Source organism: Bacillus sp. FSL R9-9530, from assembly GCF_038008145.1.
Classification (GTDB): domain Bacteria; phylum Bacillota; class Bacilli; order Bacillales; family Bacillaceae_G; genus Bacillus_A; species Bacillus_A mycoides.
Genome location: NZ_JBBOYO010000001.1, coordinates 1,983,606 through 1,998,123 on the forward strand (window position 1 = coordinate 1,983,606; position 14,518 = coordinate 1,998,123).

The following is a 14,518-nucleotide window of genomic DNA, read 5'->3' on the forward strand; positions in this document are numbered from 1 at the left end:
CTTATTTGTATCATAGCACAAAGATTATACTTCATTCATTGTAAATTCAACAAGCCCTCCAAAAAACGGGCTTATCCCTCGTACGCGAACAAGTTTAAAAAAGCATAGTATACATTGTTCCTACAAACACGATAGTTCTTTATTTCTTCCAGTACATTTTCCCCTCGTTCATTTTTATTTTTAATTTAAGGAGGAATTCCACATGGGTTACGGATATAGTTGCGGCGGTTACGGCGGTGGTTACGGTTACGGCGGTAGTTGTGGTGGCGGTTGTGGTTATGGAGGTTTCGCTTTATTAATCGTTTTATTTATCCTTCTAATCATCATCGGAGCTAGCTGTTGGGGCGGCTTTGTAGGCTGCTAGTAAACTTAAAAACTATTGTAAAAAAGCACGTACAATACGTGCTTTTTTTCCATTTTCATTTTTTAGAAAGGAAGTATGTTCAATGAAAATTGATGGTGTTTTTGAAGGAGGCGGTGTACGCGGAATTGCTCATGTAGGGGCAATTTGCGCGTTAGCCGAAAAAGGATATGAATGGGAACGTTTAGCTGGAACATCAGCCGGCGCTATTATTGCAGCTCTTCTAGCAGCAGGATATTCTTGTTCCGAATTAAAGACGATTGTAACAGACATTGATTATGAAAAATTCACTAAAAAAACTTTTCTTGATAAAATCCCCTTTATTGGTAAAGGATTAAGCGCTTGGTCTACTCTAGGTATTTATTCAAATGTATTTCTCGAAGAATGGCTAGAAGACCTGCTTAGAAAAAAAGGAATTCATTTGTTTACAGACTTACCCGATTTGAATAAACTCAAAATTATCGCTTCAGATATAAGCAATGGTAAAATGGTTATTTTTCCTGATGACTTGCCAAACTACGGATTTTTAAATTATCGCTTCTCTATCGCTAAAGCAGTAAGAATGAGTGGAACCATTCCTTTCTTCTTCGAACCAGTGAAATGGAGAACCCCAAAATGGAAACAACCTTGTTATATGGTTGACGGCGGTATTTTAAGTAATTACCCAATTTGGATTTTCGATTCACCGACTTCTCCTCGCTGGCCTACCTTTGGATTTCATTTTGTAAAAGATGAGATTCAAGCTGATCCCGCCCACTATGACGAACCTATTTCCATGTTCAAAGGATTATTTAAAACGATGATGCAAGCTCATGATTTACGTCATTTAGATAAAGAATCAAAGGCTAGAACTATTACAATTCCAACAGGAATCATTACCAGTACTAATTTTCAACTAACTAAAGAAGAGAAAGAATGGCTCTATAACTCTGGTTATAATGCAGCTAATAAGTTTTTACAATCCTGGAACTTCAGACAATATGTTGATGAATATAGAGACGGCAATCAGGATCGAAAAACAAATCGGTATTTCCGCCAACTTGACTCATAATTATATTATTTTCCCTGTCACACTTTAATAGTAAATAAGCCTAATAATATAGTACATTATTAGGCTTATTTACTTCTTATGTACTCTCCCATTATTTAAGGATAAGTTAACCCTTCAGCTTCTTCTGCGGTAATTACTATGTAACGGTTTCCGGTTCTTAATCCTAACAGTTCTGCTTTTTCAACTGCATCCTGTTTTGTCTCTGCATAAGCAGCTAAATATTTATCCCCATCGATAATTTGGCAAATCACATATTGTTTCATGGTTTTCTCCTTTTACATTTTAATTAATTGCGCAATCTTTTTTATTCCAACTTCAATTTCTTCTACAGTTGCATAGGAATAAGAAAGACGTAAAAATTGGTTAGCACTTCTATCATACAAAGTGCCTGGGTTTAACAACACCTTTTCTTGTAAAGCTTTTTCAAATAAACTACGATTCGAAATTGGTAGGTTTATATGTAGCCAAATGTAAAAGCTTCCTACTGGCTCATGCCAAGTTGCAATGCCACTACAATACTTTTCTAACATACTTATCATAAAATCTCTACGTTTTTTCAATTCACTTCTTACAAACTGTAAATGTTCATCATACAATCCATTTTCAAACCACTCCGCTGCAATCTGCTGGGATATAGAACTTGAACCATAATCAGTTTGCATTTTTATATCTGCTAATCTTTGAATAACTGATTCTGATCCAACAACCCACCCAATTCTTAAACCAGGACTAATGACTTTGGACATACTTCCAATATGTAGCACGATACCATTTTTATCATATGCCTTTAAAGGCTTTGAAACTGGTGCATCGAACCATAAATCTTGATATACCGCGTCCTCAATAATAGGTAATCCAATTTCATTACATATCTCCATCACTTCTTCCCTCTTCTTAGCGTTCATACTAAAATTGGTCGGATTATGAAAAGATGGGATTGTATATAAAATAGATGCGTTAAATTGTTTCTTATATTTTGTGATATAGGAAGTATTTATACCATTCTCATTTATTGGTATTCCAATCAAGCGCATTCCTGCTGATTGAAATACATTAAGCGAATATAAATATGATGGTTTTTCTAATAAAATTGACGCTCCTTTCGGAAGAAGCCCCATAGAAATAAGTTGCAGTGCTTGGATTGCTCCCGAAACAATTAAAATAGAGTCAGGAGATACATATACCCCATGCCCTTTTAAATATTCCGCAATTTTTTCTCTTAAATGGAGATTTCCTTTCGGTTCCTCATACCCAAGTGTAACATTTGATTGTAGAATTTTATTAATAATACCCTTCATCTTTTTCTCAGGCAAGAGACTCGGTGAAAGTTCACCTGTTCCTAATCGAATTACATTGGGAGTAAATTCAGCTTGATTAATCTCTTGTACAGCAGGAAGATTCGGATAATGAAGTCCTGTTTCTACATAAGACTGCCAGTTTGGAGGCGGGGCATATGTAGAAGTACTCTCACTATTATTTATAACAATTGTTCCCTTCCGGCCATTCCCCTCAACATACCCTTTTGCTACTAATTCATCGAAAGCCATTACAATTGTACTTCGATTCACTTCAAACGTATGCGCCAAATCTCTTTGTGAAGGTAATTTAGTTCCAATTGTCCATTCCCCATTAACAATTCTCTCTTTTATATAAGATTCTATTTGTTTATACAAAGGAACAGATGAAGACATATTAGGTTTCCAAACGAGCCTTTCCATTATCTCACCTCACATACTTTATGGTTGGTAACCTATCCAACCATATGGATGGATACAAATTTTCATTTCTTCTATACAATATAGACTATCATAATTAATCAAATTAAGTAGGAGGTAATCTGATGAGTGAAGCAATTATTCACGGTATCATCCTTGCATTTGGTCTTATCATTCCATTAGGTGTCCAAAATGTTTTCGTCTTTAACCAAGGCGCTAGTCAACCAAATATTTGGCGAGCTGCTCCTGTAGTCTTGACTGCATCTATATGTGATACATTATTAATATTAATTGCTGTACAAGGTGTCTCCCTTGTCCTCTTAACTTTCTCTTGGTTAACAACCACCTTGTATATGATTGGATTTTTCTTTCTTATGTATATGGGCTGGGTTATTTGGAGAAGCGATCCTTCAAATGATGTAAAACAAGAAAAAAGCATGCCTTTAAAAAATCAAATTATTTTCGCCGCATCAGTTTCATTACTAAATCCACACGCAATTTTAGACACAATTGGTGTAATCGGAACAAACTCTATACAGTACATAGGAAGTGAGAAATGGGCTTTCACTTTTGCAACAATTATAGTTTCTTGGATCTGGTTTATTAGTTTAGCTTTTGCTGGAAAATTTCTTAAAGGATTTGACTCGACAGGAAAAACGATTATAGTATTAAATAAAATTTCAGGGCTACTCATATGGGGAGTCGCACTTTATATGTTAAAACAAGTTGTTTTTCCTAACTAATTAAAGAGAATTGCATGTTATGTAATTGGCATGCAATTCTCTTTCGCATTATGAAGTTGGTTCCGGTTTCTGTTTTAACATCATTTTATCTTTTGCTGGTTTAATCCAAATAATTGCTATGACAGCACCAATAGTAGCGAAGATGCTTGTTAAATAAAACACTTCATGGTCTGCCCCTTTCATAAAAAAAGAATACAGGGGTGGTCCAGCTGCTACACCGATAAATCGCATTGAACTATAAAATGACGTAACTGTCCCCCTCTGCTCTTTTTCAATCCCTTGTGTAATAAGAGCATCTAGACATGGTAACGCCATACCAATTCCTCCCCCCATAATAACGAGACAAAGAAGTAGCAAATAGATTCCTTTTAGAAATAAAGGTAAGAAGACAGATGCAGCAGCCAGTAAAAATCCAATATAGATACACTTTTTCATAATATCTTGTTTATCTCCAATTTTTTTACCAGCCATATATGAGCTAAGTGATAGTACAAGTAAAGGAATAGCGAGTACACACCCTTTCCATATACCATGAATATCGTACTTCGACTCCAGTATAGTTGACAGATAAAAAAGTATTCCGAATAAAATAAGCATAATAATTGCACCTAGTATAAAAATGGCAATTAACCATCTTCCCTTTTCTCGAAACGTAGAGATAATAGATTGAATAAATTCCTTAAGTGGTGGGGCTTCTTCTTCTTGTTTCTTCGCCTTTACTAGTACCAGTAGTAAAACAATCGATATTACACATAAAACTGGAATCGCCCAAAATGGTAAGAACCATACAATTGCTGCAAGAGCTGATCCTAATATGGGACTCAATACTTTTCCAAATGTATTTGACGTCTCAATGATTCCTAAACCTGCACTAACCTGTTTTTCATCTTTGTATAAATCACCGACACATGGTATGACAACTGGCATAGCACCAGCAGCACCTATCCCTTGAATTGCTCTTCCGATAAGAATCCAAACATAAGGGTTATCAACTTTCCATGATACCCATCCCGTTATCGCTCCTCCAATAGCTGCAATTAATAAACTTGGAACCATTACCATCTTTCGTCCCCATCTATCTGATAAATAACCAGCAATCGGTATAAGTATAATTGCAATGATAGAATAAATTGTAATTATCATGGATACTTGGAAAGATGAAATATGTAATTTCTTTTCAATGGTTGGCAGGATTGGAATAAGCATTGAATTACCTAGCGTCATAACAAGTGGAACTGATGCAAGTGCAATTAAACAACAGTTTTCTTTTTTTAACATGTTGATTTCGGAACCTTTCATCATATATTTCTTACCATATAATAGCCCTGCTGGAAATTATGTTTACATTCCACCAGGGCTATTTCATCTTTACTACTTTCCATTTACAACAAAAGAAATTGGGTAAAATATAGCATTACTCCTATTCTTTGAATCCTGTTCACAATATATCCATACCAATTAATTGAAAATAAAAAAGAAAGGAAGAATCCTTCCTTTCTCCTATAACCTTCTACATTTAGCGAGTATATCCGCCACCAAGCTGTTGTTCTGCCATCGCTACAAGGCGTTTTGTAATTTCACCGCCTACAGAACCGTTTGCACGTGAAGAAGTATCAGCCCCAAGCTGTACACCAAACTCTTGTGCAATTTCATATTTCATTTGATCTAGAGCTGCTTGTGCTCCATGTGATGCTAATTGATTAGCGTTACGATTTCTAGCCATTACCGATCACCTCCTTATATATATTAAACTGTATCAAATCCGAAATTAAATACATGGTAATTTTTGGTTATTGATAAAAATAAAAAAAGAGTCTCCTAAACGAGACTCTTTCATCATTTCACCTTATGAACTTACTACTTCTAATTTTCTATTCGTTAATACTTTCATTTCTTCTTTCAATATATCTTTCGCATTATGCCCAAACCATTCAAGCGAAGCAAAATGATCAGTACCTCTCACTTCCCGGATGATTTCATCATAGTTTACAATACCTTCAAATAATGGAACCATTCCTACACGACTTCCAGCAGCGGCATATACATTATTTGGTTCAAACACGTGTAAATACTCCGCTGATGATATATTCTTAAAATGGTAATGTTGTATCCACGGCTTTAATCGATGAAAACTATCTACAGGGTCTGCACCAGACTCCCATATATGAAGAAAATCAAGGTTTATTTTTAAATATGGATGATTTACTTCTTCTAACAATTTCAAAGTAGACGGCAAAGTATCCGTTAACGTATTTGGATGTGTTTCTAATAGTATATACATATTATGCGGAGCAAATAGATCACAAATCATGCGAATTCGCTTCACATACTCTTTTCTCTCTTGTTCCGAGAAATCCTCACTACCTTTTTGCCCGGCAAATGTACGAATTTTATTTGTATTAAACCAATTAGCTAGTATTACCAGCTGTTCACATTTTTCCATCGTTTTTTGAAAATCTGCTGATAATGATATGTCCAAGTAATCACTTATCATCGTGACCTCTAAATTTTTATCCTTTAAATAATCTATTTCTCGTTCTGTCGTTTCACGCTCTTGCATATATAAATTTTGTGCATGGGTCCCCCACAACTCAATTCCTTCAAAACCGTTTTCATATGCAAATTGAACAATATCAGTAAATGAAATTAGTTGATGGCGAAATGAAATTGTACATAGCGAATATTTCATTGGTTTGAACTCCCTTATCTTAAATTCAATGAACTTGTATTAGTTAAGAAAGACTGATTTGTTATCATTTCTTTCCATAACAGAAACTGTTTCTCTAGTTCATCCTTAATTTGCAGTTCAATTGTATTCATTTCATCAAGTTTTTCAACAATTGGTAATAACATATCTTTATTATTTGTCATTGCCATTTTAATAGCACGGTACTGTACACTTGTAAATCCTTGTACAATTTCTTCCACTCGATCACACCAATAATCAAATTCTTGCTCCGAATATTGTAAAGTTTCACGGAAGTATGCAAAGGCATGTTCATAGCTATATTTACGTATTGCCAATACGGGTATTTGCTTTACTGCCGTTACGAGCCCGGAAAGTGAATACCCATCCTCTTCATTTACCATTTTTATTATTAATTTTTTTAATTCCATTGTTAGTTCATTATCATCTTTTTTGAATGTTTCCATGAAATAACTTTCTACCATCTCTTGTGTTGGCTCCTGAATTCCTTCTATATCAATGAAATAGCCTCCACCAAATGGGTTGTCTTTAACAGAATGGAGCACTTTTTCTCTTTCCATATTCCCTTCCCAGCGAAAATCAGGATCAAGCATGAACCATTCCTCTTCTTTCTCTGTCTTCGATATCATTAAGTAATGCGGAAACGGTTTTTGATGAAACTTATTTTCTCTCTCAGGCAATAAAGACATATCAACCATTACAATTACGTAACGATTTTCCGGCTTATTTTCTACTAATTCTAAAAATGTTTCTACATTGCTACTTTTATCTTTTGAATGATCGTACCATTCGTTCACTTTAATGCCATACAATTTTTCATACCAAAGTAAGTAGTTATCATGATTAATGTTTTCGGAATGATAAGAAATAATCCCGCCTTCTGTTATATCAAAATCTCCATCCCATAATCCGAAATAAAATGGACGGAAATCTATATCGCTACGCCTTTTTATAATTTCACAAAAACAACTCACTAAACAGTGAACTTTAATTGAAGTCATACTCTCATCCACTTTCCTAAAAGGTTAGTTATTCACATTTATTTCGTGTAACGGCTGTAACTCTTCCATAAAGTCAAGCAAAGATCCTACAGTAAGAAACGCCTTTGGGTCTATCTCATCCTCTGGAACGCATAGCTTTAAATCCATTTCTATGTATACTATAAGCTGTAACATCATTACCGAATCTATATATAAATCTTGATTTAAACGCATCGTTTCTTCTAAATGCGTTACATTTTTCAGTTCCATTTTTTCTCTCATAATACTTAAAACTGCTTCTTTTAACATTTCACGACTCATGTTGTTATCTCTCCCATCTCTAATAACTTCCGACTTACTTTCCCTGTTTTATTTTTCGGAATCTCTGCTACATTTTCAATTTCATGTGGCACTTTATAAGACGGTAAATGCTGTATGCACCATTCTCGTATTTGTACTGGTTCAATACGAGAGACTACTTTCGCTTTTACTATTTCTCCCATCACAGGATGCTTGCCCCGGTATACAATCGCCTCCTGAATACCTTCTAATCGAAGTATCGTTTCTTCCACTTCTATAGGAAATACCTTTAGACCGGACACATTAATAACATCATCTATTCGCCCCATGAAATGAAGGCCTTGCTCAGATCTATAACCTAAATCTTTTGTATAAATCTCCTTTTCAGCAATTTTCACTACGATTTCTTCAGGTTCATCTTCATTTGAACCTATGTTAATACTTACATGAGGAAGTGGTTTTCCTAAATCCAAATGTGTTTCCATAGCATGACATATACTAATGCAACCAGCTTCAGAACAGCCGTACTGCTGCATCATGTATTTCGTCATGCACTTTAACTTATAAAATAGCGTTTCTGGCAAAGGTGATCCTGATGTCATAATTTTATGAAACTGAAAAGTCCCTTGTGGAAAACTCCCCATAATATGTAACATAAGTGGTACTGCGTATATGATATGTTTTTCGGTATTACGAACTATATTTAATGCGAATTTAGGGTTTTTATTTGTAATGATTATAGGCTTACTACCTCTCGTAATTGCTGATAACGTGCCACAAATTAATCCGTATGAATGTGAAACTGGAGCCATTACAATTGGCACTTCGTCTTCTTCACATTTTAAAGCTTCATTGTAAGCAGCAATTTCTGTTTCAATTTCCGTCCATGCTCTACGAATCAGTTTTGGCTCTCCTGTTGTACCTGAACTATACTGCAATAAAGACGGTTCTTCTTGTAATAGATTTGGAACTTCTAATTTTGTAAAGTCGTTACTTTCTCCGTATAAAAGTGCAGTACACTTTGCGCGCTTTGCCATTTCAATAGCTGTATCCTTTGGCGTATCTTCATGAATAAGTAGTACAGATGCTCTTTTTTCTTTTAGGAAAAACACAAGCGTAATAATATCGAATGGATTTTTCAGACAAAGTGCAAATCTATTTCCTTCTGCTTCTTGAAATTGTTCCACTCCCTCGTAACCTTGTAATCTCAATTCAAAATCATATTTGCTAAATTCTTGTTTATTAACGATTAGCATGATTTCCCCCTGTAACAACTGATTTTTGTATTGTAAGTTGCTTTGCCCTATACAATGGATTTGGAACTTCATGAACAAGCGATTCCACATCCATATATAAACGACGCTTCGTTAATTGCTCTGCATGAAATGTAGGTGCATATAATTGTAATGCTTCAAAACGTTCTTTCAAATGCGAAAATCTTTCAAAATGATCTTCTATTTCTTCAACAAGAATGATCCAAAATTGTTCCTCTTTCAACTGATACTCATCTGCCAACACGAAAGCCAGTTCACCTAGATTGAATAGGAAAAGCGCATCTAAAACCATTTCTTGCAAACATTCAATACGGTCCATTTCAAAGAAATCATTCATTTGACCATTCGCATATGTTTTATGCATTTTAGTAAAGTCTGGACATTTTTCGAGTTCTTTCAAAAATGGACGATAAAACTCCAGTCCTTCATGAAAATCTTTTAGTGCAATACGGACTGGTATTCCCTCTTCATGAACTAAAATCATGTTTTGTCCATGTGATTCTAATGCGACTCCATGCTCTACAACGAGGTGTACAACTGGGATAATTGCTTTTTGAATAAGCAATTGTAACCAGCTTTCTACTCCATATCTCTTTAACCACAAGTCAATAGTTGGTGTCCCATCTTTTCCCTTGGCATATAAACCGTTAAATGGGATTGCCTCTTCTTTCTTATCTAAATATTTGTGAACGCTTTCGCGCCAAATACATCCTAATGAGCCATACGTAGCTTTTTTATTCGCATCGTACGTAACACTCGAAAATTCATTTAACAAAATTAAACGCGATTCATCCCTTAAATAAGGGTCATGATTTACTATATCTTTTAACCAATTCGATATAGCAGGTGCACTCACAACCGAATGTGGTTTTAATGTACGGATAGTTGAAGTATTGAGTAAATTCATTGATAACTTTACATATGGTTTCTCTCGATTCGTAACATTTCTTAATGTCCGCATCGACTGCTGCGCGCAATAATCATCTTCTGATTTCCCTAAATAAATAATATATTTACCCTGTATATGGTCAGTATAATTCGGAATAATAAAGTTCTCCCACTGCCAAGGATGAACAGGTATAAACATGTACTTCTTCGAATCACAGTCCATTGTTCGAATACGATCCATATACTCTTCGATTTTCTTTTCACCAATCTCTTCTTTAAAGGTACAGTTATAACTCTCTTCACTTTCATATCCTACAGTCGTATATTTCTCATGAACTGCAATCCATATAATTTTCATTGGTTGCATAAATTCAAATCCATATTGAAAATTATCACGATATTGAAACCCGATGCGTGCTTTATAACTAGGATGATACGGGTGTCCATCTATTAAATGACTTTCAAGCTCATCATAAGATTTCGCAAGATAGTCTTCTTCACAACTTCTCTCATATTGTGCAATCGTATCTTTAAAGATTGTTTGTTCTAATTCTTGAATAAAAGAATCCAATTTCGTTCGATCCACTTGAACAATCCGAAAAATCTCCTGTAAAAATTGTGAAACTGATTGTATTTCTTCTTCCTCATCTTGAACTCTCATTATTAATGAGTCATGTAAACAAATACGCCCAAATGTCATACGTTCTTGCCCATAGCATTGGTACATTACATTTTGATCCTTTTCATCAAGACCTTGTATAATAAAAAGTATTTGCTCTCCCTTTTGTATACGAATCGGCGTAATGATTTCTTCATAAATTAACGATTCTACTAATTGCCGGAATACTCTTCTTCTTACTGAAATATACTCTTTTGATTGGAGTGCCTTCAATATTTTTATGTGATAAACTTCTTCTTTCATAAATCCCTCCGCTATAATACGGAATATCAAATTCCATTATTTGTATTACGTGAAATTTTAGCACTACTTATGAACGAACAGCCACTTCTCTAACGAGTGGATTATCTACTTGTACATAAATTGCTTGCTCTAAAGGATTTGTCAGTTCATCAACATCGAAAAATCTCGTTAGCAAATTTGCTTTACATGCCAATTTATTTTCTTCCAACAATTCACTTAAAAATGTAGAAGGTTCGCGGTTATATGGAAGGAACGCTTCAAGTACAGACCTTAATTCCGAAAGAAGAATTTCCTCCTTTATTAATCCTGCTGTACCAAAACCGTTAATTAGTCCAAACATATGATTAAAAATTAAATAGTAACGAAATCTTTCATCTACAATGTAATCGTCATATAAATTCCCAGTACGTTCGCCAATACCCGCTAGTTCATTATCTAGCACTGACTTCATTGAATTGCAGAAATAAAAACCTTGATTATCACGGAAGTAAAACTTAACTGGATAACCATCTTTCAATTGAACAACACTATTTTGTTGATGCGCTTCTAATGCAACGCCATAACGTAAATACATCCATACCATCGGCTTTAAAGAGATATTCATATATCGTCTAAACCACTCTAAACTTACTTCTTCACAGCTTCTACCTTCTAAATCCGCTAGGCGATGGATAATATTTGCTAAACGAGTTCTTTCACCCGGAATTGCATCTTGTACTAATCCAGCGATAAGCGTTGCATCATTTTCATTTTCACTATAAAATGTGTTTTCTCGAATAATCACTTCAAATCCAGACTCTTGTGCCCCGTATTTTAAAGTAATAAAGGCCGGATCACATATAAAATCAAATCCTGGAAACTTTTCTAGCACCTCTCCAATTTTAGTATTCAATATTTCCTTACCTTCAAGTCCACTCTCAAGTTCCTTCAATTTATTAATACGCATTGAATTCGTGACCTTTACAGGGAATGAAAACTTGAACATATACTTCGAATGAGGATGATATAGCGTTCTAAGTGATGATGTCGCCATATAACACTTACCTACTGGACCGATATATTCAAGTACACCTTGATTCATCCAATTTTGCACATAAGATTGATGTAATAGCCATTCTGCTTGTAGCGGATGGATTGGAATTAATGAATATTCATCTTCTTGACAGTACTCTTCAATAAATTCTTGACCTACCTTTTCATCGTTTTTTAATTCCTTTTTTATCATCGCCGTTGTAGAATCTTGTAACAATGACTTTTCACTTACTATACTTTTATGTGCCCGAAAATAGTGAAGTTGGCACTCCCCTTTTAATTCAGGAGAATACATTGAACTTTTCCAATCCAATATACCTTGTCTACTCTTTGGTGTAGGATGAGTTAAATGTCCAAATAATAAAGATTGCTCCGCCTCTATAAAAGTCGTATGGAAACCATATAATTCAGCTGTATCCTGCTCCCTTCCTTGTATAAACTTCTCAATATTTTGACAACTACAGATAACTCGAAGCATAAGTTCATCAGGATGCGTACCTTCTCCATAGTTAATAGACATTTCCTTTATTAAAAACATAATAACCGTAATATAATCTGCTTTAATAACATTTTTATTTTCGCCAATTTGGTAATAAAATTGTTCTCCAAATAGATGACGGTCCGTTGACGATCTATATATAACTTCCCCATACAAAGTAACGTTTTGTGCCGATAAAGGGCAGCATAAATAAGTGGGGATAGCGTCTCTTTGAAATGAATGGCAGAAAATATTTTCTATCCTTTTATCCTCCGTAATCCATTCTCCACTTCCTGTTTCTCTTAAATAACAATTTAAAAAGCTTTGTATTGTTGCATGTTCCGCGATTTGTTTCGCATGCTGCATACTGCTCCTCCTCTTTTAGACGAACACTATCATTTTTTTGTGAAACTTCTGACAGTTGAATTTTATTATCAACTATGATTTTAATTGATAATGATAATCATTTCAAGATATATTTCAGAATTTTTTTATCTAGCTAAACTTTTCACCTTTTCAAAACATTTAATCCGTCAACAAAAAAATACACCAATATAATAATTGATGTATTTTTTCATTCTCGTAAATTAAGTTTACATAATAAAATTATCGTTTTCTAGATTGATAGTGATTTGTATAAACAATCCATATCTCGCCAAGCATATGCTATTTCTTCTACATTTAGTCTTTCTAAAAGTTTCGTGTCAATTTTTTCCGGATTATATTTTTCATAAAACTTTTTAGAAGGGTTATTAGCAACAACCCAAACTAACAGAGATTGCATATTATCTTTTTTACATTCCGATAGCAATGCTTGAAATAATCTTTGTCCTATCTTCATTCCTTGATATTTTTGTAAAATGTATATTGCATATAATTCTCCATCACAATTATATGCACCTGTTCTTTCAACTCCCCCATCGATAAATCCAATTATTTTACCATTTAACGTTTCTGCTACAAACCTAAATTGATGCCCGTCTTCTTTTTGAAATATACTTTCCCATAGCTTTTCTCGTTGGTCATACGTTATATTGTCTAAAATTTCATTAGAGAATATCCCCTTATACGTTGTTTTCCAACTATCCACATGCACTTTTGCAATTGCCGAAATATCATCTTTTATTGCCCTTCTAATATGTATCTCCACCATACTCATCCCCCTTAGAAAATAATTATAGCAAAATGTTTTGTATGCATTAAAAAAAGAGTGAATTTTCATCACTCTTTTTATCTACTTTCAACTTCTACTGAAACAACATGATCGATTTCTTTTAAAGAACTATATAATTCAGTTGTATATAAATCTTCTGGAGCTAAAATGACCATTTCCAATTGCTGAGATGCCCCATTATCAATATCTTTAATTTTCACTCGTTTCACTTGCATATTTAAATTTTTAATTTGCTTAAAAATCCCGTCTAACTCTCGATGTTTGTTTACGGTAATTTTTATAGATAAGTCCTTTTGTCTTAATGAATAAGGGCCTGCAATTTTCACAATTTGCGGAAGTACGTTAATCGCTAATATAATTAAAATCATAGCAACCGTCGCTTGTATATAAAAACCTGCACCAATCGCAATACCTAGTGCTGAAGCGGCCCATACCATAGAGGCTGTCGTTAATCCTGAAATAACGTCATTATTTCTTCGTAAAATTACCCCTGCTCCAAGAAAACCAATCCCACTAACAATTTGAGCGGCGAGACGCATTGGATCCATGTTTGTATGACCCGGTACAGAATAAACATTCACTGATTCAATTGAAACCATTGTAATTAAACAACTCGCTACGGAAATAACCATACTTGTTTTCACACCAAGCGGTTTATTCTTTAGCTGCCTATCTATTCCGATGAATAATCCTAAAAAGAGTGCTAAACCTAATTTGAATAAAAATTCATATGACATAATTCCTTCTGCTACTAAGAATATAGACAAATGTACATTCTTAGAGTATTCCTGCTTCTGCGTGTCCTGTCTCGCCACTAACTCGCTACTACAGTTTGCTGTAACACTCCACAGGCATAAATTCCGATGTAGCCCACCGTACATATATACAATCTA

15 protein-coding genes are annotated in these 14,518 nt (G+C 34.5%); 3 read left to right on the plus strand and 12 right to left on the minus strand.

Going from position 1 to position 14,518, the window contains the following annotated elements; translation table 11 throughout:
* Positions 1–202: 202 nt before the first annotated feature.
* Entirely contained in the window at positions 203–364 is a 162-nt protein-coding gene (locus MKX66_RS09920; RefSeq protein WP_002012392.1) for a YjcZ family sporulation protein, read from the plus strand.
* Positions 365–446: 82 nt separating this feature from the next.
* Positions 447–1,412: a patatin-like phospholipase family protein gene (locus MKX66_RS09925; RefSeq protein ID WP_002141372.1), complete on the plus strand. Its 966-nt coding sequence runs from the start codon at positions 447–449 to the stop codon at positions 1,410–1,412.
* Positions 1,413–1,507: 95 nt separating this feature from the next.
* Here MKX66_RS09925 and MKX66_RS09930 read toward each other — a convergent pair whose 3' ends face one another.
* Both MKX66_RS09930 and MKX66_RS09935 read right to left on the minus strand, forming a co-directional pair.
* Entirely contained in the window at positions 1,508–1,675 is a 168-nt protein-coding gene (locus MKX66_RS09930) for a DUF3933 family protein (RefSeq protein ID WP_002012388.1), read from the minus strand.
* Positions 1,676–1,687: 12 nt separating this feature from the next.
* Positions 1,688–3,130 (minus strand): aminotransferase-like domain-containing protein, encoded by a 1,443-nt coding sequence (locus MKX66_RS09935; RefSeq protein WP_002189329.1) that lies wholly within the window; start codon positions 3,128–3,130, stop codon positions 1,688–1,690.
* A 122-nt stretch (positions 3,131–3,252) separates the two neighbouring features.
* Between MKX66_RS09935 and MKX66_RS09940 the strand changes: the two genes are divergently transcribed.
* Complete coding sequence (locus MKX66_RS09940) at positions 3,253–3,870, plus strand: LysE/ArgO family amino acid transporter (RefSeq protein ID WP_002189328.1); 618 nt, start codon at positions 3,253–3,255, stop codon at positions 3,868–3,870.
* Positions 3,871–3,918: 48 nt separating this feature from the next.
* Here the strand turns inward: MKX66_RS09940 and MKX66_RS09945 are convergent, their stop codons facing one another.
* The 10 genes from MKX66_RS09945 to MKX66_RS09990 form a co-directional block, all read right to left on the minus strand.
* Complete coding sequence (locus tag MKX66_RS09945) at positions 3,919–5,148, minus strand: MFS transporter (protein WP_341086029.1); 1,230 nt, start codon at positions 5,146–5,148, stop codon at positions 3,919–3,921.
* 238 nt (positions 5,149–5,386) lie between these two features.
* Positions 5,387–5,593: an alpha/beta-type small acid-soluble spore protein gene (locus MKX66_RS09950; RefSeq protein WP_000113539.1), complete on the minus strand. Its 207-nt coding sequence runs from the start codon at positions 5,591–5,593 to the stop codon at positions 5,387–5,389.
* A 123-nt stretch (positions 5,594–5,716) separates the two neighbouring features.
* Positions 5,717–6,559: a sugar phosphate isomerase/epimerase family protein gene (locus tag MKX66_RS09955; protein ID WP_326996472.1), complete on the minus strand. Its 843-nt coding sequence runs from the start codon at positions 6,557–6,559 to the stop codon at positions 5,717–5,719.
* Positions 6,560–6,573: 14 nt separating this feature from the next.
* Positions 6,574–7,578: a DUF6005 family protein gene (locus MKX66_RS09960; RefSeq protein WP_326996471.1), complete on the minus strand. Its 1,005-nt coding sequence runs from the start codon at positions 7,576–7,578 to the stop codon at positions 6,574–6,576.
* A 24-nt stretch (positions 7,579–7,602) separates the two neighbouring features.
* Complete coding sequence (gene asbD, locus MKX66_RS09965; RefSeq protein ID WP_002064932.1) at positions 7,603–7,878, minus strand: petrobactin biosynthesis protein AsbD; 276 nt, start codon at positions 7,876–7,878, stop codon at positions 7,603–7,605.
* Positions 7,875–9,113, minus strand: coding sequence for an AMP-binding protein (locus MKX66_RS09970; protein WP_326996470.1), 1,239 nt, complete (start codon positions 9,111–9,113; stop codon positions 7,875–7,877). The genes asbD and MKX66_RS09970 overlap by 4 nt, the downstream gene beginning before the upstream one ends.
* Complete coding sequence (locus MKX66_RS09975) at positions 9,100–10,941, minus strand: IucA/IucC family protein (protein ID WP_061675413.1); 1,842 nt, start codon at positions 10,939–10,941, stop codon at positions 9,100–9,102. The genes MKX66_RS09970 and MKX66_RS09975 overlap by 14 nt, the downstream gene beginning before the upstream one ends.
* Positions 10,942–11,008: 67 nt before the next feature.
* The gene (locus tag MKX66_RS09980) at positions 11,009–12,817 is read right to left on the minus strand and encodes an IucA/IucC family protein (protein ID WP_326996469.1); all 1,809 of its coding nucleotides are present in this window, start codon (positions 12,815–12,817) and stop codon (positions 11,009–11,011) included.
* A gap of 250 nt (positions 12,818–13,067) precedes the next feature.
* The gene (locus MKX66_RS09985) at positions 13,068–13,604 is read right to left on the minus strand and encodes a GNAT family N-acetyltransferase (RefSeq protein WP_061675411.1); all 537 of its coding nucleotides are present in this window, start codon (positions 13,602–13,604) and stop codon (positions 13,068–13,070) included.
* 77 nt (positions 13,605–13,681) lie between these two features.
* Complete coding sequence (locus MKX66_RS09990) at positions 13,682–14,362, minus strand: MgtC/SapB family protein (RefSeq protein ID WP_002012374.1); 681 nt, start codon at positions 14,360–14,362, stop codon at positions 13,682–13,684.
* Positions 14,363–14,518: the final 156 nt, after the last annotated feature.

Excerpts from the sequence above, each read along its gene's own strand:
- MKX66_RS09950 (WP_000113539.1), bottom strand. The coding sequence starts at position 5,593 with ATGGCTAGAAATCGTAACGCTAATCAATTAGCATCACATGGAGCACAA.
- MKX66_RS09925 (WP_002141372.1), top strand. The coding sequence starts at position 447 with ATGAAAATTGATGGTGTTTTTGAAGGAGGCGGTGTACGCGGAATTGCT.
- MKX66_RS09945 (WP_341086029.1), bottom strand. The coding sequence starts at position 5,148 with ATGTTAAAAAAAGAAAACTGTTGTTTAATTGCACTTGCATCAGTTCCA.
- MKX66_RS09985 (WP_061675411.1), bottom strand. The coding sequence starts at position 13,604 with ATGGTGGAGATACATATTAGAAGGGCAATAAAAGATGATATTTCGGCA.
- MKX66_RS09980 (WP_326996469.1), bottom strand. The coding sequence starts at position 12,817 with ATGCAGCATGCGAAACAAATCGCGGAACATGCAACAATACAAAGCTTT.
- MKX66_RS09935 (WP_002189329.1), bottom strand. The coding sequence starts at position 3,130 with ATGGAAAGGCTCGTTTGGAAACCTAATATGTCTTCATCTGTTCCTTTG.
- MKX66_RS09960 (WP_326996471.1), bottom strand. The coding sequence starts at position 7,578 with ATGACTTCAATTAAAGTTCACTGTTTAGTGAGTTGTTTTTGTGAAATT.
- MKX66_RS09955 (WP_326996472.1), bottom strand. The coding sequence starts at position 6,559 with ATGAAATATTCGCTATGTACAATTTCATTTCGCCATCAACTAATTTCA.
- asbD (WP_002064932.1), bottom strand. The coding sequence starts at position 7,878 with ATGAGTCGTGAAATGTTAAAAGAAGCAGTTTTAAGTATTATGAGAGAA.
- MKX66_RS09930 (WP_002012388.1), bottom strand. The coding sequence starts at position 1,675 with ATGAAACAATATGTGATTTGCCAAATTATCGATGGGGATAAATATTTA.
- MKX66_RS09970 (WP_326996470.1), bottom strand. The coding sequence starts at position 9,113 with ATGCTAATCGTTAATAAACAAGAATTTAGCAAATATGATTTTGAATTG.
- MKX66_RS09975 (WP_061675413.1), bottom strand. The coding sequence starts at position 10,941 with ATGAAAGAAGAAGTTTATCACATAAAAATATTGAAGGCACTCCAATCA.
- MKX66_RS09920 (WP_002012392.1), top strand. The coding sequence starts at position 203 with ATGGGTTACGGATATAGTTGCGGCGGTTACGGCGGTGGTTACGGTTAC.
- MKX66_RS09990 (WP_002012374.1), bottom strand. The coding sequence starts at position 14,362 with ATGTCATATGAATTTTTATTCAAATTAGGTTTAGCACTCTTTTTAGGA.
- MKX66_RS09940 (WP_002189328.1), top strand. The coding sequence starts at position 3,253 with ATGAGTGAAGCAATTATTCACGGTATCATCCTTGCATTTGGTCTTATC.